The organism is Massilia sp. CF038 (assembly GCF_900129765.1).
Lineage (GTDB): Bacteria > Pseudomonadota > Gammaproteobacteria > Burkholderiales > Burkholderiaceae_D > Telluria_A.
Genome location: NZ_FQWU01000001.1, coordinates 634,364 through 656,034 on the forward strand (window position 1 = coordinate 634,364; position 21,671 = coordinate 656,034).

The following is a 21,671-nucleotide window of genomic DNA, read 5'->3' on the forward strand; positions in this document are numbered from 1 at the left end:
CAAGCGTGAAAAGACGCGATTTTCTGCATACTGTTGCCGCCGGCGGCATGGGTTTGATGCTGCCGGGGCTGGTCCTGGCGCAAGACAAGAAGGCGCCTGCGCCTGCGGCCGCTGCCAAGCCGGTGAAGCCGCCGACCGAATACACATTGAAAGGTTTTGATGTGTACGGCAAGGCGATCAATCTGCAGGACTATCGCGGCAAGGCGGTGCTGGTCAGCTTCTTTACCGCCGAATGTATTCCATGCACCAACGACTTACGCTTGATGCGCGAGTTTTTCGGTGCGAATCGCTCGCGCAATTACGTCAACATTGCGGTGAACATGGATGCGGATCGCCAGGCCATTGCCGAGTACATGGATCTGGTGAAGAAGACGATTCCGGCGGAGCAGCACTTCCCGATTGCCTGGCGCAATGCGAAGGGGCATAGCGATAATTTCGGTGCGATCACGTCCGAGCCCACCCACTTTGTGCTGGATAAAGCCCACCAGCTGGTCACACGCCGCAATGGGGTTTTCAAAGCCGGTGACTGGGACGATCTGTGGACCAATCTTGAATGATGGTTCCTGCTTGTTAACGTAAAAAAAGCCGGCGTTTGCCGGCTTTTTTTATTGCACACGCTTACTGCGGACTGGTCCAGCCTCCGCCCAGCACGCGATACAAGGTCACCTGATTCTGCAGCCGCGCCAGGTTGGCCTGCACCGCGCCTTGCTGTGCCTGGAACAGCGAACGCTGCGCGTCCAGCAGATCGAGATAGCTCGACGCGCCGCTGCGGTAACGCAGGTCCGACAGCTTGAAGCGTTCGGCTTCCGCATCGGCCACTGCACGCTGGGCGCGCAGCTGCTCGGTGTAGGTTGCCTGTCCGGCCAGCGCGTCGGCCACTTCGCGGAAGGCCGACTGGATCGACTTCTCGTATTGGGCCACGGCGATGTCGCGCCCAGCCGTGGCACTGCCCAGATTGGCCTTGTTGCGGCCATAGTCAAAGATCGGCAGCACCAGTTGCGGTGCAAAGGTCCAGCCGAACGAGCCGCTCTTGAACAAGCCCGACAGCTCGCTGCTGGCGCTGCCGGCACTGCCGGTGAGCGTGATGCGCGGGAAGAAATTGGCACGCGCAGCACCGATGTTCGCGTTGGCCGCAATCAGTTGCTGCTCGGCCGAGCGAATGTCCGGTCGCACTGCCAGCAAGTCCGACGGCAAGCCGCCTGGGAGTTCGCTCAGTTCGGTCAGCGCCAGGGCGCCCGGGCTGGCTGCTTCGCCTGGCAGGGGCTGGCCTACCAGCAAGGTGAGCAGATTCAGGTCCTGCGCGCGCTGGCGCTGGGTTTGCGCCAGCGTCACGCGCGCGCTGTCGACCAGTGACAAACCCTGCTGCAGATCGAGCTTGGAGACGGCGCCATTGTCGTACTTGAGCTGCGTGAGCTTGAGCGATTCGACGCGCGCGTCCAGCGTTTGCTGGGTCAGCGCCAGCAGTTCGGCATCTGCCAGGGTGGCCAGGTAAGCGTTGGCGACCGACGCGATCAGGCTGATCTGGGTGGCCTTGCGCGCTTCTTCGGTGGCCAGGTATTGCGCCAGGCCGGCGTTGGACAGGCTGCGCACGCGCCCGAACAAATCAAGCTCGAACCCACTGACCACCAGACCGCCCGAGTAGGTGCTGTTGATGCTGTCGTTCGGGCCCGGCGTGCGGCTGCCGCTCACGCCCAGTCCCACGGTGGGCAGCAGGTCGGCACGGCGGATTTGATACTGCGCGCGCGCCTGCTCGATGTTCAGAATGGCCACACGCAGGTCGCGGTTGTTTTTTAGCGCCAGCTCGATCAGTTCTTTCAGGCGCGCGTCCGCGAAGAAACGCTGCCATTCAATCTTGGATGCCGCTTCGTTGGCGGCCGTCGCGCTGGACGCATCGGGGAAGGCTGCCGCCACGGGTGCGGCGGGACGCTCGTATTTTGGTGCGAGCGACATGCAGCCCGACAGGCTCAGGGCCAGCGCCACAGGCGCCAGAATCAGTTTGCTTTTATTAGTCATGTTTTACCTCGACTGCTGGTGCGCCGCCATCTTCGTGCGCGTACTTCTGGCGCTGGCGTTCGCTTCCCTTGAAAAACTTACGTACCACGACGAAGAACACTGGCACAAAAATCACACCCAGTGCAGTCGCCGTGATCATCCCGCCCATCACGCCGGTACCAATGGCGCGCTGGCTGGCCGAACCGGCGCCGCTGGCAATCACCAGTGGTAGCACGCCCAGAATGAAGGCCAGGGAGGTCATCAGAATCGGACGGAAGCGCAGGTGGCACGCTTCAATCGCCGCTTCCACCAGGGTGCGGCCCTGGGCCTGCAGGTCCTTGGCAAATTCGATGATCAGCACCGCGTTCTTGGCGCCCAGGCCAATGATGGTGATCAGGCCGACTTTGAAGTACACGTCGTTCGGATAGCCGCGCGCCAGCGCTGCCAGAAGCGCGCCGAACACGCCGAAGGGCACCACCAGCAGCACGGCGACCGGGATGGACCAGCTCTCATACAGCGCTGCCAGCGACAGGAACACCGCCAGCAGGGCAAAGCCCAGCAGCACGAATACGGTCGAGCCGGACAGCTTTTCTTCGCGCGACTGGCCGGTCCATTCAAACGCGAAGCCAGGTGGCAGCTGGGCTGCCAGTCGTTCCATTTCGTCCAGCGCCTGGCCGGTACTGTGGCCAGGGGCGGCATCACCAGCCAGACGCATGGTGGAGTAGCCGTTGTAGCGCACCGTCTGCATTGGGCCGGTGATCCAGCGCGTGGTGGCGAAGGCCGACAGTGGCACCGCCTGGCCCTTGTTGTTTTGCGCGGTCAGCTTGAGCAGATCGCCCGGCTGCATACGCGCCGGCGCATCAGCCTGGACCACCACGCGCTGCAGACGGCCAGCGTTGGGGAAGTCGTTGATATAGGCCGAACCAAGCGAGGTCGAGATGGCAGCATTGATCGCGTCAAAGGTCACGCCCAGGGCGTTGGCCTTGTCGCGGTCGATGTCGAGCTGGACCTGCGGTGCATCTTCCAGCCCTTCCGGGCGCACGCCCGCCAGAATGGGGCTCTGGGACGCCAGCCCCATCAGCTGATTGCGCGCATTGAGCAGCGCTTCGCGGCCCTGGTCGCCCCGGTCCTGCAGGCGGAACGAGAAGCCGGTGCCGCGCCCGAGTTCGGGAATCGGTGGCGGGCTGATGGCAAAGATGAAGGCGTCGCGCACGGCCGCCATGCGCCCGCTGATGCGGTTGGCCACGTCGGTGGCGCTGTGGCCTTCGCCTTTGCGCTCTTTCCAGTCTTTCAGGGTAATGAAGCCGAGCGCCATGTTCTGGCCCTGGCCCGAGAAGCTGAAGCCTTGGACTCCCACCATACTCGCCACTTCTGGCTGCTTGAGAATGAATTCTTCCGCTTCGCGCAGCGCCAGGCCGGTGCGTTCCAGCGTGGCGCCCGGCGGCAGCTGGAAGTTGGCAATGATGTAGCCCTGGTCTTCGTTAGGCAGGAAGGAATTGGGCATGCGCATGAAGATGAACCCGACCACCACAATCACCACGGCAAACACGGCCAGCGCGCGGCCGGTGTGGCGCAGCACGCGGGCGACAAAGCCTTCATAATTTTTGGCCGTTTTGGTGAAGCTGCGGTTGAACCAGCCGAAGAAGCCGGTCTTGGCGTGATGGTGACCCGCTTCCACCGGCTTGAGCAGGTGAGCGCACAGGGCCGGGGTGAGCGACAGCGCCATGAAGGCCGAGAAGGCAATGGCACTGACCATCACCGCCGAGAACTGGCGGTAAATATTGCCGACCGCGCCTGCAAAGAAGGCCAGCGGCACAAACACGGAAATCAGCACCACCGTCACGCCGATGATGGCCCCGGAAATCTGGCCCATTGCCTTGCGCGTTGCTTCCAGCGGCGACAAGCCTTCTTCACTCATGATGCGTTCGACGTTTTCGACCACCACAATCGCATCATCGACCACGATACCGATGACCAGCACCATGCCGAACATGGTCAGCACGTTGATCGAGTAACCAAGCGCCAGCAGCGATGCGAGCGAGCCGAGCAGGGCGACCGGCACCACGATGGTCGGGATGATGGTGTAGCGGAAGTTTTGCAGGAACACGTACATCACCAGGAACACCAGCAGCACGGCTTCGATCAGGGTTTCGACCACTTGCTTGATGGAGATGTCGACGAAGGCCGAGCTGTCAAACGGCACCGCGTATTTCATTCCGGGCGGGAAGTACTTCGACAATTCGTTCATGCGCTGGCGCACCAGCTTGGCCGTTTCCAGCGCATTGCCGGTAGGCGAGAGCTGGATGCCGATGCCGGTCGACGGCTTGCCGTTCAGGCGTGCCGAGGTGGAATAGCTCTGGCCGCCGATTTCAATCCGGGCCACGTCCTTCAGGCGCACGGTCGAGCCGTCCGGGTTAGCGCGCAGCACAATCTTGCCGAATTCTTCGACGGACGTCAGCTGACCGGTCACCACCACGGTGGCCGTGGTGGCCTGGCCGCCGATATTGGGCAGGTCACCGATGGTGCCGGATGCGACCTGGGCATTCTGGGTGCGGATGGCGTTGTTGACGTCGGTGGGCGACAGGTTAAAGCCGACCAGCTTGGCCGGATCGATCCAGATCCGCATGGCTTTTTCGGTACCGAACAGCTGGGCCTGGCCAACACCGGGTACGCGTTGAATTTCCGGCAGCACGGTGCGCGAGGCGTAGTCGCCCAGCGCGATCGGATCCCATTTCGGATCGTCCGACGACAAGATGGTGAACATCAGGAAGTTGGCACGCGCCTTGTCCACGCGCACGCCTTGCTGAATCACCGCCTGCGGCAGGCGCGGGGTGGCGCGGCCCAGCCGGTTTTGTACGTCCACCTGGGCCAGGTCGGCGTCGGTGCCGGTTTCAAAGCTGAGGGTGATGGTGCCGGTGCCGTTGGCCTGGCTGATCGACTCCATGTAGATGAGGCCAGGCGAGCCATTCATTTCGCGTTCAATCACGCTGATGACGGCGTCTTCCAGAGTCTGGGCCGAGGCGCCAGGGTAGGCGGCGGTGACCACGATGGACGGGGGAGCGACCGCCGGGTATTGCGCGATCGGTAGCTGAGTGATGGCAACACCGCCCACCACCATGATGAATAAAGCGATCACCCACGCAAAAATGGGGCGGTCAATAAAGAAACGAGCCATGAGGAAATCCTGTCAGTGTTCTTATTTAGCGGCAGCGGCTTTGGCAGGCGCTGCTGGTGCGACGGCAGGCTGCTTCGGCGTCCACGGCACCGGCTTGACTGGCGCGCCTGGGGCCTGCATTTTCTGGAAGCCGTCGACCACGACTTGCTCGCCTTCTTTCAGGCCCTCCAGCACCACCCAGTTGCCACCGACTTGCGAGCCGATCTTGACCGGGCGCGGGCCGGGTTTGCCGTCGGCGCCGACCACGATCACGGTATCGCCCTGGTTGCTGCGGGTAACTGCCTGCTGAGGAATCAGCATGCCTGCCGGCAGTTCTGCCTGCGACACGCGAACGCGCACGTACTGGCCAGGCAACAGGGCGTTGTCGGCATTGGGCACTTCGGCGCGCAAGGTCACCTGGCCCGAGGTGGGGTCGACGGTCACGTCGGAGAACAGCAGCTTGCCTTTTTGCGTCAGCTCGGTGCCGTCGTCGAGCACGATGGTGACAGGGGCGCTGCCGTTGGCCAGCTTGACGCCGGCATTGCGGCGCAGCGTCTGCAGCTCAGTGGCGGACTGGGTAAAGTTGACGTAGACAGTATTGGTCTGCTGAATCAGGGCCAGCTGGGTGGCTTCGGTTGCACTAACAAGCGCACCCTCGGTGACCAGGGCACGGCCAATGCGGCCGGCAATCGGCGCCGTGACGTTGGCGTAGCCCGAATTAATCTGGGCAATTTGCAGCGCGGCTTTGCTGGCGGCGACGTCCGCTTCGGCCTGCTTGGCGGCTGCAACCACGTTCAAGTATTCCTGCTTGCTGACAGCATTGGCTTCGACCAGTGGCTTGTAGCGCTCGGCCTGGGCTGCTGCCTGCGTCTGGTTTGCTTCTGACTTGCCCAGCGCAGCGCGCGCGCTGTTGAGTGCAGCCTGGTAAGGGGCTGGGTCGATCTGGTACAGGACCTGGCCGGCCTTGACCTCGCTACCTTCGGTAAACAAGCGCTTGAGCACCACCCCATTCACGCGGGCCCGCACTTGCGCGACGCGCACCGGCTCCACCCGGCCCGGCAATTCTGTCTGCAGCGCAACGGGCTGGAATTTAGCGCTGATGACACCGACTTCCGGTGGTGGCCGCTGGCCACCAGCGCCGGCGGCAGCGGGATCTTTTTTATCGCAGGCGGAGAGCAGGAACAGCGTGGCCAGGCTGATTGCGGCGAGCGGCAGGGCGAGAGGGCGGGACGGATGCATTGCTTGGACTTCCTTTTTTTTAGGGCGTCGCGTTGTATTTACCGGACACTTGCTGCCGCCGGTATTGTTGGCTGACGCGGTCGAATCGATTTCGAATATACTATCACGAATGTATGTTTAATGTTTTAGCGCTTATTTTTTTGATCTGGAGAAAGCAATGGTGCGTAAAACCAAGGAAGACGCTTTGGTCACCCGTAACAGCATTCTCGACGCTGCATCGGCCTTGTTCGCGGAGAATGGTGTTTCTGGCACTACCCTCCAGCATATCGCAACTGCGGCCGGTGTGACACGCGGTGCCATATATTGGCATTTCATCGACAAGGGCGCCTTGTTCGACGCCATGATGGAGCGGGCGAAAATGCCGTTCGAATCGGCCATGGCCTTGCTCGACAAGCAGGATGGCGACGATCCGCTGGGCGATATCCGCGCCTACGCGACGACCGTGTTCCGCATCACCATGGAAGATGAAAACGCGCGCCGCGCTTTTGAAATTGCAACCCTGAAAATCGAATACACCGGCGAGATGGCCGTGCTGCGCGAGCGCCGCGCACAAAGCCAGGCCGACTGGTTGCTGCGGGTGGAGGGCAAGGTCAGAACCGGCATTCGGGTCGGACAGATCAAGGCGGGCATCAAGCCCAAAGTCGTCGCGCTGGGCTTGTGGGTGATGGTCGAGGGCTTGATCCGCACTTGGGTCATGGGACACGATTTCAATCTGATGAAAATGGGCGCGGACATCGTGGACACCCATCTGGAGGCCCTGCGGGCATAGCGGCAAGGAGACCGTGCGTGGCATAATGTGCAACTTCGGCCGCCACTCGAGCGCGGCCCTCTCCACTATTGAAAGCTTTACGATGCGCCCATTGCATGACTCTACGCACCACGCCGGCGCCGCACGCCTGTCCATCTTCAAACGCGTGATCGGTGGTGGTTTGCTGCTCGCATTGATGGCAGGCTGTGGCGGGGGCGGGAGCGCGCCTGCAGCGCCCTCGCCAGCGCCCGCGCCTTCGCCATCGCCCGCGCCTTCGCCATCGCCTGTGACCTCCGATAACATGACGGTGCTGGCCGGCGCCATCTACGAGTCCGGCAGCGTGAACGGCCCCGTTGCCAACGCCCGCTTTACCAGCGCAAGCGCGCTGGCACTCGATGCTGGCGGCAATTTGTTTGTCGCTGACGATGCGCTGCTGCGCAAGATCAGCACGACGGGGACGGTATCGACGGTGGCTGGTGGCGGCGTGGTCACCGATCTCAATGAAACGGCACCGGACAAGGTGCAAATCCAGCCAACTGCGCTCACGTTTGACGCGGCAGGTAATCTGTATATGGCAGACGCGCAAAACATTCGGCGCCTGAGCCCGCAGGGTGTCTTGTCGACCATGTTCACAATTGCCAGGGGACCGCGCGACTCACGTGCCGCCGGCGCCTACATCTTGTCTTCGGTCGGCGTCGATGGCAACGGCAATGTGTATGCCAGCGATAATCTTGGCACCCGCAAGGTCAGCCCGACCGGCACCACCAGCATGCTCGAAGGCGTGGCAGACATGGCCCTGTCTGGCACCCAGACCTCGGCGCCGCGCGGCATGGCGGTGTCAGCGGCCGGGCAATTGTGGGTGTTTTCTCTGGAATCGACCATTGCCCACTTCGATGCGAACGGCAGCCGCAGCACCTTTGTGGGCCAGGTGAATACGCCCGGCTATGTCGACGGCACCGGTCTGGCAGCCCAGGTTGGCAACGGCCACATGGCCAGGGACGCGACAGGCAATCTTTACTTTGCTCAAGGGAGTTCGGTGAGGAAAATCACATCCGCCGGCGTGGTCACGACCATTGCGAAGACGCCGGCAGCGACAGTCGATTCTGTGTGGGGCGCAGCGGGCGAGCGGCCGCGGATTGCCGGCATTGCAGCCAGTGCAGGCGGCGTCGTGTACGTCAGCACCGCACGCGCCGTGTTGAAAGTCACGCAGCCCTGACAGCGGCAGACGCCCGCGCTGCGCGCGGGCCAAGGCCGATCAAACAACAGCGCCGCCCGCAGGCGGCGTGGATTATCGCATTGCAGTGACGATCTGTTTCAGCTTGCCCGAATCGGCGCAGAAGGCACGAATGCCTTCGGCCAGCTTTTCGGTCGCCATGGCATCTTCATTCATCATGAAACGGAAGGTCTTTTCATCGAGCGCAACTTTCTCGATCGATACCGAACTCGTTTCCGCACCCAGCTTGCGCTCCACCGCGCCCTCGGTCTCGGCCAGCTTTTGCAGCAGGTCAGGGCTGATGGTCAGCAGGTCGCAGCCGGCCAGTTCCAGGATCTGCGAGGTATTGCGGAAACTCGCGCCCATCACTTCGGTCTTGTAGCCAAACTTGCGGTAGTAGTTGTAGATGCGCTTGACCGACTGCACGCCCGGATCTTCGGCGCCGGTGTAATCGATGCCGGTGGTCTTTTTGAAGTAATCGTAAATGCGCCCGACAAACGGCGAAATCAATTGCGCGCCCGCTTCGGCGCAGGCGATCGCCTGCGGCAGCGCGAACAGCAGCGTCATGTTGCAGCGGATGCCTTCCTTCTGCAAAATCTCGGCGGCGCGGATGCCTTCCCAGGTCGAGGCAATCTTGATCAGCACGCGTTCGCGGCCGGCACCGGCCTCTTCGTACAGCGCGATCAGCTCGCGGCCCTTGGCCACCGTGGCGGCAGTGTCGAACGACAAGGCAGCGTCCACCTCGGTCGAGACACGGCCGGGAATGATCTTCAGAATTTCCATGCCGAACGCGACCAGCACGCGGTCAATGATGTCGCCCGTGGACAGATTTGGATGGTCCTTGATGGCCTTTTCCAGCAGCGGCTTGTACTCGGGCTTTTGCACCGCCTTCAGGATCAGCGACGGATTGGTCGTCGCGTCCTGCGGGGTGAATTGTTTGATGGACTGGAAGTCGCCCGTGTCGGCAACGACGGTCGTGAATTGCTTGAGTTGTTCGAGTTGATTCATTTCGGCAATATTGTTCAGTAGGTTAGAAACCTATTGTACAACCAGCCGCTAGCCAATGAATGAATCGAATTGCATGTCAAATTCCTGCAGGGCTTTTTGCGCATTCTGCATCTTTTTGCGGAACTCCGGACCACGCTGCAATGCGAGTCCAACGGCCAGCACATCAATCACCACCAGGTAAGCCAGGCGCGCCGAAATCGGCGTGTAGGGGTCGGTGTTGAAGACCAGGTCGATCGGAATCAGCACGGTGGCCAGGTCGGCCAGTGGCGTGCCCGACGGCGCCAGCACAATCACATCGGCGCCGCCGCGGCGCGCCAGCTTGACCGAGCGCACCAGGGCGGGGCTGTTGCCGCGCTGCGAGATGGCCACCACCGCGTCGCCGCTGTGCAGCAGGGCCGCGGCAATGCTGTGGATGTTCGGATCGGCATAGGCCACGGTGGGCACGCCGGAGCGGAAGAATTTGTGCTGGGCGTCAGTGGCCACTATGCCGGATGTGCCCTGGCCATAGAACTCGATCTTGCTGGCGCGCGAGAGGATATCGAGCGCGCGCTGAATCGCTTCCGGGTTCAGGTTGTTGCGCAAGTCGAGCAGGGTGTTGATCGAGCGGCTGCAGATTTTGTTGACCAGGTCGGAGGCCAGATCGTCCTGGGCCGGCTGTTCATTCACGCCCGGCATGGCCAGGGCCAGTCCCTGGGCCAGTTTCAGCTTGAATTCGTGCCAGCCGTCGTAGCCGAGGGTGCGGCAGAAACGCACCACGGTTGGTTCGGACACCTGCGCGCTTTTGGCCAGCGCGGTGATGTTCTGGCTGACCGTGGCGGCCGGGTGTTCAAGCACGGCAAGCGCGACTTTTCGCTCCGATTTGGAGAGGGAGTCAAGCTGGGTGCGGATGGAGTCAAGAAGCATCGAGGTGTCTGAATAAAGTTACATCGTCCTCGCGAAGGCGGGGACCCATTCCACGCTGCCGAAGTTGATCAGCGTGCTATGGGCACCCGCCTTCGCGAGTGCGATGTGGTGCGCTGCAGTCTTCCTGCAGCCAAGCGCGACTTTTCGCTCCGATTTGGAGAGCGAGTCAAGCTGGGTGCGAATGGAGTCAAGAAGCATGGGGTATTTAATATTCGTTACATCGTCCTCGCGAAGGCGGGGACCCATTCCACGCTACCGAAGTTGATCAGCGTGCTATGGGCACCCGCCTTCGCGAGTGCGATGTGGTGCGCTGCAATCTTCCTGCAGCCAAGCGCGACTTTTCGCTCCGATTTGGAGAGCGAGTCAAGCTGGGTGCGGATGGAGTCAAGAAGCATGGGGTATTTAATATTCGTTACATCGTCCACGCAGCCGAAGTTGATCAGCGTGCTATGGGCACCCGCCTTCGCGAGTGCGATGTGGTGCGCTGCAATCTTCCTGCAGCCAAGCGCGACTTTTCGCTCCGATTTGGAGAGCGAGTCAAGCTGGGTGCGGATGGAGTCAAGAAGCATCGAGGTGTCTGAATAAAGTTACATCGTCCTCGCGAAGGCGGGGACCCATTCCACCTGACCGAAGTCGTTCAGCGTGGAATAGGCACCGAGTCGTCGGACCGCCGCCTTCACGAGTGCGATGTGGTGGTGCGCTGGAGTCTTCCTCCAGCGCCTGTTCGCGCCATTGCAAACCATTGTGGTGTGTTTAGTCCTCGGGCAGCGCTTCTTCGCGCCACTGCAGGCCGTCACGGCCGATCAGGGCGCTCGCGGCGGCCGGGCCCCAGGTGCCGGCGCTGTATGGAATCGGCACGCTGTCATCTTCTTCCCAGTAATCGAGAATCGGTTCCACCCATTCCCACGCCGCTTCCAGTTCGTCGCCGCGCATGAACAGGGTCAACTGGCCGCGCAGCACATCGAGCAGCAGGCGCTCGTAAGCATCCATACGCGGGGTCTTGAACTGTTCGCGGAAGTCGAGTTCGAGCTCGGCCTGCTTGAGGCGCATGCTGTCGCCCGGGGTCTTGGCCATCAGGTTCATCGACAAGCCTTCGTCCGGCTGCAGGCGAATCACCAGGCTGTTGGGCTGGAAGCTGCTGGTCGGCTGGTTGAAAATCGAATGCGGGATCTGCTTGAAGCGCACCACGATTTCGGCCAGGCTGTCTGCCATGCGCTTGCCGGTGCGCAGATAGAAGGGCACGCCGGCCCAGCGCCAGGTGTCGATTTCCGCTTTGATGGCCACAAAGGTTTCAGTGCTCGACTGTTGCGGCGCATCCGGTTCGTCGCGATAGCTTGGCACGGCCTTGCCGTCGACATGGCCGGCGCGGTACTGGCCGCGTACGATATTTTGCGACAGCGTGGTTTGCGTAAAGCGCTTGAGCGAACGCAGCACCTGCAGCTTGGCGTCGCGCACGGCGTCCGGGGCGATCGAGGTGGGCGGTTCCATGGCGACGATGCACAGCAGCTGCAGCAAGTGATTTTGCAGCATGTCGCGCAGCGCGCCCGAGGTGTCGTAGTAACCCATGCGGTTGCCCACACCAAGCTTTTCGGCAATGGTGATCTGGACGTCGGAAATCCATTCGCGGCGCCACAGCGGCTCGAACAGCACGTTACCAAAGCGCAGCGCCAGCAGGTTCTGTACGGTCTCTTTGCCGAGGTAGTGGTCGATCCGGTAGATCTGCGATTCGGCGAACACCTTGCCGACTTCAAAGTTGATCTGCTTGGCCGATTCCAGGTCGCGCCCGAGCGGCTTTTCCAGCACCACGCGCGAGTTGGGCGTGGCCAGGCCGACTTCGGCCAGGTTGTCGCAGATTTGCGCAAACAGGTGCGGCGGCGTGGCCAGATAGTAGACGCGGGTGAGCTTGTCGTCGCTGCGCATGGCCGCCGTCAGCGGCGCGTAGGTGGACGCGTCGGTCGCGTTGAGCGACACGTAGACGATGCGCTTGATGAATTTGTCCCATGCGGCCTGGGCCGGGTTTTTGACGTGCGGCCTGGAGGTGCTTTCGACGGTGGCAACGAATTCTTCTTGCGACCATTCGTGGCGGCCGACGCAAATGATGCGGGCCGTGGCCGGCAGGTCGTTGGCGACGTCGCGCGCGTACATTGCGGGCAGCAGCTTGCGCATTGCCAGATCGCCGCTGCCGCCAAAGAGAACGAGGTCAAAATCGGTAAGTGCCATAGTGTATGTTCGCAGTAAGTGGGTGCCGTGATGATGATGCCGCCATCGTGCCATTGGGGGCGCACGCGAAGCGCGGAGTCGCGCTGCAGCTGGTCATGTAAATTTACTACATAAAATCACGATTTGCAAGAAATTTTACTACGAAACTGTGGGAGATTTTGGTCCGCATGGCAAGATGCGCCGAGTCGTCGGACCCCGCCGACGCGAGGGCGATGCGGTGGTGCCGATTATGCCAGGGGCAGGCGGACGGTGAAGGTGCTGCCCATGTCGCGGCCGGCGCTGGTCACTGTCAGCGAACCGCCGTGCAGCTCGACGATGCGGCGCGCGATGTACAGACCCAGGCCCAGACCCGTGGCGTTGGCCTGGGTTTGCAAGGTGAAGGCGCCAAACACGTGCGGCAGATCGGCTGCGGCAATGCCCTGACCATTATCCGTCACTTCGATCTCGAGGTGTGAGCTTCCTTGTGCGATGCCGATTTGAATCGCGCCCGCATCGGGCGTGAACTTGATGGCGTTCAGCAGCAGATTCCACAGCACTTGCTGCAGGCGCCGCCCGTCGGCCTGCAGCACGATGCCGTCACCATGGTCGGGTGGGAATACCGACAGCGCAATCGATTTGGCGTGGGCCTGTTCTTCGATGGTAGAGACGGCGTCGCGCAGCACCCGTCCCAGGTCGGTCGGCACCAGTGCGATTGACATCTGCCCGGTCAGGGTGCGGGCGGCGTCGATCAGGTCTTCGACCATGCCCGCTTCCTGGCGCACATGCACGCGCATGGCTTGCAGACCGCTTTCCACCTGGGGCGGCAAGTCCTTCACGGTACGCAGCAGCACTTCCACCCGCAGCGACAAAGCCGCCAGCGGCGTGCGCATCTCGTGCGACACGGTGGCCAGAAACAGGTCGCGTGTCTTGTTGACGCGGGTGAGTTCTTCAATCGTCTCGCGCTGGCGGTCGATGGTGCTGACCAGCGTTCCAAGCAGCGCCGTGTAGGTGTCCATGCGCGCGTTCGACACGGGTGTCGTGAGCCGCACCTCGTTCCACAGTGCCTGCGACGAGACGCCCGTCAGGCGCGCAATCTTTTCGCATTCGAGCGGCGAGCTGAAATCGGAAAATGCCCAGCCATACACCAGCACCCCGTACACCTGGCCGAACTGCTGCAGCGGCGTGGCGCATACGCGCATGCCGTGCAGGCTGTCGCACTGGGCACCGTCGCTGGCCAGCACGCCCACCACCAGGCGCCGCTCGAGCGCGGTCCCGGCGCCGTCGTCGTGCCACAGGCTCGAGCCGCTCAGCAGACGCGCCGTGCCCGACGCCAGCAGCGGTCCCACCTGGCGCACACATTGAATGTCGTAGGCGGCCACCGCCAGGCCGGTGGCCTGGCTGAATTGACGCAGAGGCGTGCGCCAGCTGTCCCAGTCAGTCAGCGCGTCATCCGGCAGGGCGATGTTGATCACGTTGCAGCTTCAGGCGGCAGTTCGACCGATTCCGGCATTTTTGTGCCTTGCGCGATTGCGTCTTCAATCACGGGACTCTGGCGCGACGGCGAACGTGACAGCAAGCCGTAGTAGGACGAGAACGGCAGCTGCGGCACCACGCCATTCGGGTCGACGTTGTTGCCGGTTTCATCCAGCAGCACCAGGCCGCCTTCGGCGATGACATATTCGCGCGTGATCTGCTGGTTGCGGCTGCCGCGCACCTTGGGAATGGCAATCGCGCGCCGCAGGACGGTGGAGATTTCAACGTAGTTGAGCAGGATGATGTTATCGACCAGGTGCGAGCCCTTGAGCTCTTCGCTGATCTGCGACAGTCCCAGCAGCTCGGGGCTTTCGTAGTTGAAGAAGATGGTGGCCAGGCGGTCTTTGAAGAAGGTGGCCAGCGCATACAGGTAGTCGGCCACTTCGTCGGGACTGGTCATCTCGTAGACGGCCACCGAATCGAACACGACCACGTCGATGCCTTCCTTCTCGACCATGCTGATGATGCGTTCGAAGTGCACATCGAGTTCCAGCTCCAGCGGTGATTCGTAGTGGACGAACAGTTCGCCCCGGTCGACCATGCCGTCCAGATCGAAGCCGAGCGAACTGGCATTGCGCGCCAGTTGACGGGGATGCTCGTCCAGGCTGACCAGCAGCGTCTTGTGGCCGGCCGCGATGGCCGAGCTGAGGAACTGCACCGACAGCACCGTTTTGCCGGTGCCGGAAATGCCGCTGACCATGCTGACCGAACCCTTGTACAGGCCACCGTCAAGCATGTCATCGATGGCTTTGGAACCGATCGACAGGCGTTCCTGAGAGGTGGGCTGGTCATGCATATTGTGCGGGCGCGATTGTGCGCGCCGGTACACGTGCACGCCCTGATTGGGTTCGATGCGCATGGTGTGGCTGCCAGCGATGAAGTCCTGGCCGCGCGACTTGAGCACGGTCAGGCGGCGCTGCACGCGCCGCTTGACCTCGGCCCGTGTGAGCGAGATGACGGTGTCGAAAACGAAACGTTCGTGCGCTGGTACGGCGCCCATCGATTCATCGCGTTCGGCGGTGACCAGGGTGGTCACGCCGAGCCGGTTCAGGCCTTCGATGAGCAGGTATAGATCCTCGCGGAAGGGCATGTCGTGCATGTCGGCGTACAGGCGCATGGGCGTCAGGCCGTCGATGAGCAGGCGCTTGGCGCCCATGCTGCGCAAGGTTTCGGCAAAGGCGCCGTCCGGATTGCGAAATTCGCTCAGCAGCACAGCAGGACTGGTCTGGATGATCTTGATGTTACCGGCGCCAATCAATTCTTCCAGGTGCCAGTTGAAGCCGGCTGCGTCGCGCATCAGTTTGGCGGCGTCGAGCTCAAAAGAGACGATGGCCCCTGGCTCGCCATACAGGGCGGCGCCAGCGTAGATGAAACCCAGGCCCATGGTGGTTTTGCCGGCACCGGGCGCCCCTTCGACCATCAAATTATTCTGGCGCGGCAAGCCGCCATGGAGCACCTCATCGAGTCCGGCGATGCCGGTCCTGACCAAATCGTTCACGCTGTCCTCATTGCTATTAGTAGAAATATATTTCCAGTCTACCATTTGGTTTTGTTCGCTTGCGCACGTAAGGAATTGCCATACCGCCTGACAGGCTAAGGGGGCAGGGTGAGTGCTTGCTGCGATTCTGTTGCTGCCTGGATAAATTGCACCAAGGCGGCTTCGGTCAGTGGCCGGCTGTACAGATAGCCCTGGTATTCGCCGCATCCGGCGTGGGCGATGAAGGCATGCTGCTCGGCTGTTTCGACACCCTCGGCCAGTACACTGAGCTTGAGGGCCTTGCCCAACGCGAGGATGGTGTGGGCAATGGCGGCACCCTGCTGGCCGCCGAGTGCATCGCGCACGAAGCTTTTGTCGATCTTCAGCTGGCTGAGCGGCAGGCGGTGCAGATACGACAGGGACGAATAGCCGGTGCCAAAGTCGTCCAGCGAAAAGCGCACGCCAATGGCGTTCAGCTGGGCCATTTTCGCAATTGTGCCTTCCACGTCGTTGACCAGCAGGCTTTCAGTCAGTTCCAGCTTCAGGCGCTGGGGCGGCGCGCCGGTGGCGGCCAGTACGCTTTGCACCTGGGCCACAAAGTCGGTCCGGTGCAACTGGTGCGCGCTGACGTTGACAGCCATGGTCAGCTGCGCCGTGGCGCTCTGCTGGGCCCAGCGCGCCAGCAATTCGCAGGCGGTGTGCATGACCCATTGGCCCAGTGGCAGAATCAGTCCGCTTTCTTCTGCCAGCGGAATAAAGTCGTTGGGCGGCACCAGGCCGCGCGTGGGGTGGTTCCAGCGTACCAGCGCTTCGACCCCGGTCATGCTGCCATCGACCCTGGCCAGGGGCTGGTAGTGCAGCACAAAGTGGCCCAGCGCGAGCGCCTGGCGCAGATCGGTTTCGAGCGCGACGCGGTCAGCCAGGCGGGCCTGCATGTCGGGCGTGAACAAGGCGTAGGTGTTGCGCCCGGCTGCCTTGGCATGGTACATGGCCAGGTCGGCCCGCTTGAGCAGCTCGTCGGGGCTGACCACTTCGCCGTCAAACAGGGTCAGGCCGATGCTGGCGCTGGTGAATTCTGGCAGGCCGGCAATGGCAAAGCTCGGTGCCAGACTGTCGACAATGCGCAAGGCGGTAGCGCGCGCCGCTTGCTCGGCAGCGGCGCCATCGTTGCCCAGGTCATGCAGCAGGATGACGAATTCGTCGCCGCCAAAGCGCGCCAGAATGTCGCGCGTGTCGATCTGCTCGCGCAGGCGCGCCGCCACCAGAAGCAGCAGTTCGTCGCCCTTGTCGTGACCGCGGGTATCGTTGATGATCTTGAAGTTGTCCAGGTCGATGATCAGCAGGGCGCGGTAATGCCCGTCGCGGCGGTTGGCCCGTACGCCTTCCAGCACATAGTCGAGCAGCATTTCGCGGTTGGGCAGGCCGGTCAGCTTGTCGAAATAGGCGAGCGTGTTGATTTTTTCTTCGGCCGACTTGCGTTCGCTGATGTCGAGAAAGTAAATGGCCAGCCCGTCTTCGGACGGATACGCGCGTATTTCGGTCCACAGGTCAAGCGGGGCGTAGTAATCCTCGAACCAGACCGAGACATTGTCGCGCATGGCGCGGTGGTATTCGCGGTAATAGCGCCCGCCAATGGCATCGGGAAAGCGGTCCCACAGGACGGTGCCGATCACGTCTTCGCGTTTGCATTGCAGCAGGCGCTCGGCGTAGCTGTTGAGGTAGCAAAAGCGCCAGCCGCGGTCGACCATCAGCACGGCGTCGGTGATGCTTTCCATCATGGTGGCCAGGCGATGATCGAGCACGTTGCGGTGGTGTTCGCTCTGCTTGGCGGCGCTGATGTCCTGGAAGGCGCCTTGCGCGCGCACGATTTCGCCGTGCGCCCCGTAGACGGCCTCGGCAATTACGCGCACCCATTTGCGCTTGCCATCGGCACTGATGATTTGCAGCTCTGCATCGACAGGGGTGCCGTTTTGCACGCAGCCATCGAACAGCTGCTGGGCCCAGGGACGCCACTCTGGCGGGTAAAACGCGATGGCCTCGGCAATGGTGGGCGAGGTGCCGTGCGGCACGCCGTGAATGTCGCACACTTCCTTGGACCAGAAGGCATGGCCGCTGGCGGGCTCGGCGATCCAGCCACCGATGTGCGCGATCCGGCCAGCGATGTCGACCAGTGTTTCGTCCGGAAGGCGCGGATTGGCGGCGTTCATGCGAGTGCTCGTTTGCTCATATGTTCATCCCGATGCCCTGAACCTGTACTGACATTGTATACTTGATCGGGCAATAATGCCTTTTTGCACACCTATAAAAGAACCGACCTGCGCTGCAGCACCTTTATGATTTCACGACAATATGTGAGTGCGGTTTCGCTGCGGCGCGACATGATTGACTCTTTCGAGCGATTCCCTTTTTGTCTGCCATCGGTGCGCGCGCTGGACAATCTGCCGCTGCACCCCAAGGTCACGTACTTCATTGGCGAAAATGGCTCGGGCAAATCGACCCTGCTGGAAGCGATTGCCGTGTCGCTGGGCTTCAATGCCGAAGGCGGCGGCAAGAATTTCAGCTTCGGCACCCGGCGCTCGCATTCGGTGCTGCATGAATACCTGCGCGTAGCAAAAGGATTCAGGCGCGCGCGCGATGGCTACTTTCTGCGCGCGGAAAGCTTTTTCAATGTCGCGACCGAAATTGAAAACCTGGACAAGGAGCCGTTTGGCGGGCCGCCGATCATCAATCATTACGGCGGCCTGTCCTTGCACGAGCAGTCGCATGGCGAATCGTTCATGGCGCTGCTGACCAAGCGATTCGGCGGCCAGGGCTTGTACCTGCTGGACGAACCGGAAGCGGCCTTGTCGCCGCAGCGCCAGCTGGCTGCGCTGGCGCGCATTCACACGCTGGTCGAGGATGACTCGCAATTCATCATCGCCACGCACTCGCCGATCCTGATGGCCTACCCGGACGCACGCATCTATCAGTTCGGCGAAGACGGCATCACGGAACTGCAGTATCGCGACACCGAACACTATCAAGTGACCCGCGCATTCCTCGCCAACCCGGAAGGCATGATCCGTACGCTGTTCGACGACAAGGACTAAGCAATGACGAGAAAAAAACGCCGCGCACCAATGAGTAAAGCGCCTGCTCCGATACGCATCGCGCACGAACCAGGACGCCTGGTGCGCCTGCTGGACTGGGTGCAACGGCATCCTGTGACGGCCTTGTTATCGGGCGGGGCTATCCTTGGGGGGATTTTGCTGTTGACCAGGGCGTCCTTTCTGGTGACGTCTGCCAGGGCATTCTTCCTGTATTTTGCTTGCGCCTGGCTGTTCGGGACCTTCTTGCTGATTGCCGTGATCACCGAGAGCGAGCGCAAATACGCGCGCTCAGGCGGCACCATTCGCGCCGTCTGCGGCGCCGTGACGGGCGCTGCCATTGCCGCGCTGCTTGGTGCGCCAATCGATGGGGTGCTGCTTGCTGCCATTGGCGGGGCGCTGCTGGGCAGTGTGGCGCGCTACTGGATACGGGGACTGTAGGACCTGTAGCCGGTTCAGGCCAGGTAGGGCGGTTCTTCGCGTCCTGCCACATCCACGTTCAAGGACAGCACGCAGCCGCTTAGCGGATAACGCTCACGTTCCTGCGCGGAGCGGCCATGGCTGGCGCTGGTGATATACAGGGTGCGCAGATCCTCGCCGCCAAAGGCCAGCATGGTCGGGCAGCGCAGGGGCAGGGCGATTTCGCGCAGCAGTTCGCCCGTTGGCGCAAAGCGCAGCAGGCGTGCGCCTTCAAACATCGCACACCAGTACGCGCCTTCGCTGTCGACGGCGGCGCCGTCCGGCCGGCCGCCATAGTCGGCAGCCGTTTTGTCGGATGCGAATTGCTGGAATACCTGCGGATGCGACGCGGTGCCGCTCTCGGCGGCGAAATCGTAGCGGTTGATCCGGTGCGCCGCCGTGTCGGCGTGGTACATGCTGTGCCCGTCCGGCGCGAAACCGAGACCGTTCGAATTCATCATTCCGCCTGACCATTTCAGGCTCAGCGTCCCTTTTTCGAGGCAGTACATTTCGGCGGACTGGCGGTCGCGCGGTTCGAAGATGGTGCCAATCCAGAAGCGGCCCGCCGGGTCGACCCGCCCATCGTTGAAGCGGGTAGTGGCGGTATCGTACGGTGCCGGGGCGATGGGCGTGATGGCGCCACTGGCCGTGTCCAGATGCACCACACCGGCGCGCGTGGCCACCACCAGCCCGCCGTGGGTATGCATGGCCAGCGCCGATGGCTCGCTGGGCATGGACCACTGGCGGTGTTCGCCGGTCAGTGGATGGACGCGGTGTACCGCCATGCCACCGATATCGACCCAGTAGATATTACGCTCGGCCGCATGCCATAGCGGGCATTCGCCCACTTGCATGGGCTCGGGGTGGACGACATTGAAGTGGGCGCTGTCCATGGCTTACACCGCTGCCTTGGCCATGGCGATCAGGCCATTGGTGGAGCAGTCGTGGCGTTCCGGCACCGAGGCGCCGGTCAGCTCGGCCTCGATCGACTTGGCCAGTACCTTGCCCAGTTCCACGCCCCACTGGTCGAAGCTGTTGACGTCCCAGATCACGCCTTGGACAAAGGTTTTGTGTTCATACAGCGCGATCAGCGCGCCGAGCGTGTACGGGGTCAGATATTCCATCAGGATGGTGTTGCTGGGGCGGTTGCCGGGGAAGGTCTTGTGCGGCGCCAGGCGCTCGATCTCGGCCAGCGACAAGCCCTGCGCCTGCAGGTCCACGCGCACTTCATCGATGGTTTTGCCGCGCATGAACGCTTCCGACTGGGCGAAGCAGTTGGCCAGCAGCGCCGCGTGTTGGTTGGTATATTCGTGCGCCGGACGCAGGGCGGCAATGAAGTCGATGGGCGTGACGTCCGTGCCCTGGTGCAGCAGCTGGAAGTAGGCGTGCTGGCCGTTGGTGCCGCAGTCGCCCCAGATCACGGGGCAGGTCAGGGTATCGACCGGCTGGCCGCCTTTGGTGACCCGCTTGCCATTGCTCTCCATGTCGAGCTGCTGCAGGTAAGCCGGGAAGCGGTTCAGGTCCTGGTGGTAGGGGGCAATCGAGAGCGAGGCGCAGCCCAGGAAGTGGCGGTTCCAGAAACCGATCATGCCCAGCAGGACCGGCATGTTCTTTTCCAGCGGCGCTTCCTTGAAGTGCACGTCCATCGCGTGGGCGCCGGCCAGCAGGTCGCTGAAATAGCCAAAGCCGACCGACAGCGCCACCGACAGGCCAATGGCCGACCAGACCGAATAGCGCCCGCCCACCCAATCCCAGAACGGGAACATATTGGCCGGGTCAATCCCGAACGCCTTGATGGCTTCGGTATTGGTGGAGACGGCGACAAAATGCTTGGCCAGCGCTTCGCTGGGCGCGCTTTGCAGGAACCAGGCGCGCGCGGTCTGCGCGTTCATCATGGTTTCGGTGGTGGTGAAGGTCTTGGAGGCGACGATGAAGAGCGTGGTTTCCGGATTGACCTTGGTCAGCGCGGCATCCATGTCGTGGCCATCGACATTGGAGACAAAGTGCATGCGCAGGCGCGGATGAGCATACTGGCGCAATGCCAGGCACACCATTTTCGGGCCCAGGTCGGAGCCGCCGATGCCGATGTTGACGATGTCGGTAATGGGTTTGCCGCTGTGGCCAAGCCAGGTACCGCTACGGACGGCGTCGGAGAAAATCCGCACCCGGTCGAGCACGGCGTGCACGTCGGCGTTGACGTCCTGGCCGTCGACGGTCAGGGCGGTGCCGCGCGGTGCGCGCAGGGCGGTGTGCAACACGGCGCGCTGCTCGGTCAGATTGATGCGCTCGCCGGCAAACATGGCGTCGCGCTGGGTGTCAACGCCACGCTCGCGCGCCAGCTCGGTCAGCAGTTCAAGCGTGCGCGCATCGATGCGGTTTTTTGAATAGTCTAGGAACAGGCCGGCCGCGTCCACGGTCATATCCGGGAAGCGCGTGTCGCTGGCGGCAAACAGGCTGCGCAATTGCCAGTCTTCGGCTTCAATGGCGTGGGTTTCAAGCGCCTGGTAGCTGGCGGTGGAAGTGAGTGCAGGCTGGAGCATAGGTAGGCTAGGAGGTTGGTTGGGCTGGATTGTCGAATAATACAGGAAAAATTCGTAAATTCACTACAAAAAATCCCGGCCCGGCCTGCGCGTTTAACCAGCAAGGGTAGCGGCCTCGGC

The 21,671-nt window shown here is 62.2% G+C and carries 17 protein-coding genes; 5 read left to right on the top strand and 12 right to left on the bottom strand.

The genetic code is table 11. The annotated features are described in order from the left end of the window. Positions 1-5 precede the first annotated feature (5 nt). The gene (locus tag BUC24_RS02825; protein WP_073212552.1) at positions 6-557 is read left to right on the top strand and encodes a peroxiredoxin family protein; all 552 of its coding nucleotides are present in this window, start codon (positions 6-8) and stop codon (positions 555-557) included. Positions 558-618: 61 nt separating this feature from the next. On the opposite strand, the gene BUC24_RS02830 is transcribed toward BUC24_RS02825, so the two are convergent. Genes BUC24_RS02830 through BUC24_RS02840 form a run of 3 tightly spaced genes read right to left on the bottom strand, consistent with a single transcriptional unit; the run spans position 619 to position 6,385 of the window. Beyond that, positions 619-2,013: an efflux transporter outer membrane subunit gene (locus BUC24_RS02830; RefSeq protein WP_073212553.1), complete on the bottom strand. Its 1,395-nt coding sequence runs from the start codon at positions 2,011-2,013 to the stop codon at positions 619-621. Then, positions 2,006-5,167 carry an efflux RND transporter permease subunit gene (locus BUC24_RS02835; protein WP_073212554.1) on the bottom strand — a complete coding sequence of 1,054 codons (3,162 nt, stop codon included), beginning with the start codon at positions 5,165-5,167 and terminating at the stop codon, positions 2,006-2,008. Before BUC24_RS02835 ends, BUC24_RS02830 begins: the two co-directional genes overlap by 8 nt. Positions 5,168-5,188: 21 nt before the next feature. Next, positions 5,189-6,385, bottom strand: coding sequence for an efflux RND transporter periplasmic adaptor subunit (locus tag BUC24_RS02840; protein ID WP_073212555.1), 1,197 nt, complete (start codon positions 6,383-6,385; stop codon positions 5,189-5,191). A 157-nt stretch (positions 6,386-6,542) separates the two neighbouring features. Between BUC24_RS02840 and BUC24_RS02845 the strand changes: the two genes are divergently transcribed. Together BUC24_RS02845 and BUC24_RS02850 are read left to right on the top strand one after the other, a co-directional pair. Beyond that, positions 6,543-7,154 (top strand): TetR family transcriptional regulator, encoded by a 612-nt coding sequence (locus BUC24_RS02845; RefSeq protein ID WP_073212556.1) that lies wholly within the window; start codon positions 6,543-6,545, stop codon positions 7,152-7,154. 91 nt (positions 7,155-7,245) lie between these two features. Continuing rightward, positions 7,246-8,349, top strand: coding sequence for an NHL repeat-containing protein (locus BUC24_RS02850; RefSeq protein WP_143167367.1), 1,104 nt, complete (start codon positions 7,246-7,248; stop codon positions 8,347-8,349). A gap of 72 nt (positions 8,350-8,421) precedes the next feature. Here BUC24_RS02850 and tal read toward each other — a convergent pair whose 3' ends face one another. The 7 genes from tal to BUC24_RS02890 all read right to left on the bottom strand — a co-directional run bounded on the left by tal (position 8,422) and on the right by BUC24_RS02890 (position 17,673). Beyond that, complete coding sequence (gene tal / locus BUC24_RS02855; RefSeq protein ID WP_073212558.1) at positions 8,422-9,354, bottom strand: transaldolase; 933 nt, start codon at positions 9,352-9,354, stop codon at positions 8,422-8,424. Positions 9,355-9,402: 48 nt separating this feature from the next. Next, positions 9,403-10,257: an SIS domain-containing protein gene (locus tag BUC24_RS02860; RefSeq protein ID WP_073212559.1), complete on the bottom strand. Its 855-nt coding sequence runs from the start codon at positions 10,255-10,257 to the stop codon at positions 9,403-9,405. A 215-nt stretch (positions 10,258-10,472) separates the two neighbouring features. Next, positions 10,473-10,826, bottom strand: coding sequence for a hypothetical protein (locus tag BUC24_RS02870; protein ID WP_073212561.1), 354 nt, complete (start codon positions 10,824-10,826; stop codon positions 10,473-10,475). Between the two features lie 184 nt (positions 10,827-11,010). Continuing rightward, positions 11,011-12,477 (bottom strand): glucose-6-phosphate dehydrogenase, encoded by a 1,467-nt coding sequence (gene zwf, locus BUC24_RS02875; protein WP_073212562.1) that lies wholly within the window; start codon positions 12,475-12,477, stop codon positions 11,011-11,013. 227 nt (positions 12,478-12,704) lie between these two features. Beyond that, positions 12,705-13,928, bottom strand: a complete 1,224-nt coding sequence (locus tag BUC24_RS02880; protein WP_073212564.1) for a sensor histidine kinase — start codon at positions 13,926-13,928, stop codon at positions 12,705-12,707. Then, positions 13,925-15,487, bottom strand: coding sequence for an ATPase domain-containing protein (locus BUC24_RS02885; protein WP_073212566.1), 1,563 nt, complete (start codon positions 15,485-15,487; stop codon positions 13,925-13,927). Before BUC24_RS02885 ends, BUC24_RS02880 begins: the two co-directional genes overlap by 4 nt. Positions 15,488-15,582: 95 nt before the next feature. Beyond that, complete coding sequence (locus BUC24_RS02890) at positions 15,583-17,673, bottom strand: putative bifunctional diguanylate cyclase/phosphodiesterase (protein WP_073212568.1); 2,091 nt, start codon at positions 17,671-17,673, stop codon at positions 15,583-15,585. A gap of 126 nt (positions 17,674-17,799) precedes the next feature. Here BUC24_RS02890 and BUC24_RS02895 point away from each other — a divergent pair, with 126 nt between their 5' ends. Both BUC24_RS02895 and BUC24_RS02900 read left to right on the top strand, forming a co-directional pair. Next, positions 17,800-18,555, top strand: coding sequence for an AAA family ATPase (locus BUC24_RS02895; protein WP_073212570.1), 756 nt, complete (start codon positions 17,800-17,802; stop codon positions 18,553-18,555). A 3-nt stretch (positions 18,556-18,558) separates the two neighbouring features. After that, entirely contained in the window at positions 18,559-18,993 is a 435-nt protein-coding gene (locus BUC24_RS02900) for a hypothetical protein (RefSeq protein ID WP_143167368.1), read from the top strand. A 14-nt stretch (positions 18,994-19,007) separates the two neighbouring features. On the opposite strand, the gene BUC24_RS02905 is transcribed toward BUC24_RS02900, so the two are convergent. Continuing rightward, a complete protein-coding gene (locus tag BUC24_RS02905; RefSeq protein ID WP_073212573.1) occupies positions 19,008-19,904 on the bottom strand; it encodes an SMP-30/gluconolactonase/LRE family protein in 897 nt (298 codons plus the stop codon). Positions 19,905-19,907: 3 nt separating this feature from the next. Beyond that, on the bottom strand, positions 19,908-21,551 hold the full coding sequence (gene pgi, locus BUC24_RS02910) for a glucose-6-phosphate isomerase (protein ID WP_073212575.1): 1,644 nt from the start codon (positions 21,549-21,551) through the stop codon (positions 19,908-19,910). Positions 21,552-21,671 lie beyond the last annotated feature (120 nt).

Coding starts and splice junctions, on each gene's coding strand:
- BUC24_RS02840 (WP_073212555.1), bottom strand. CDS start 6,385: ATGCATCCGTCCCGCCCTCTCGCCCTGCCGCTCGCCGCAATCAGCCTG.
- BUC24_RS02890 (WP_073212568.1), bottom strand. CDS start 17,673: ATGAACGCCGCCAATCCGCGCCTTCCGGACGAAACACTGGTCGACATC.
- BUC24_RS02835 (WP_073212554.1), bottom strand. CDS start 5,167: ATGGCTCGTTTCTTTATTGACCGCCCCATTTTTGCGTGGGTGATCGCT.
- tal (WP_073212558.1), bottom strand. CDS start 9,354: ATGAATCAACTCGAACAACTCAAGCAATTCACGACCGTCGTTGCCGAC.
- BUC24_RS02830 (WP_073212553.1), bottom strand. CDS start 2,013: ATGACTAATAAAAGCAAACTGATTCTGGCGCCTGTGGCGCTGGCCCTG.
- BUC24_RS02845 (WP_073212556.1), top strand. CDS start 6,543: ATGGTGCGTAAAACCAAGGAAGACGCTTTGGTCACCCGTAACAGCATT.
- BUC24_RS02860 (WP_073212559.1), bottom strand. CDS start 10,257: ATGCTTCTTGACTCCATCCGCACCCAGCTTGACTCCCTCTCCAAATCG.
- BUC24_RS02870 (WP_073212561.1), bottom strand. CDS start 10,826: ATGCTTCTTGACTCCATCCGCACCCAGCTTGACTCGCTCTCCAAATCG.
- BUC24_RS02900 (WP_143167368.1), top strand. CDS start 18,559: ATGACGAGAAAAAAACGCCGCGCACCAATGAGTAAAGCGCCTGCTCCG.
- BUC24_RS02895 (WP_073212570.1), top strand. CDS start 17,800: ATGATTTCACGACAATATGTGAGTGCGGTTTCGCTGCGGCGCGACATG.
- pgi (WP_073212575.1), bottom strand. CDS start 21,551: ATGCTCCAGCCTGCACTCACTTCCACCGCCAGCTACCAGGCGCTTGAA.
- zwf (WP_073212562.1), bottom strand. CDS start 12,477: ATGGCACTTACCGATTTTGACCTCGTTCTCTTTGGCGGCAGCGGCGAT.
- BUC24_RS02905 (WP_073212573.1), bottom strand. CDS start 19,904: ATGGACAGCGCCCACTTCAATGTCGTCCACCCCGAGCCCATGCAAGTG.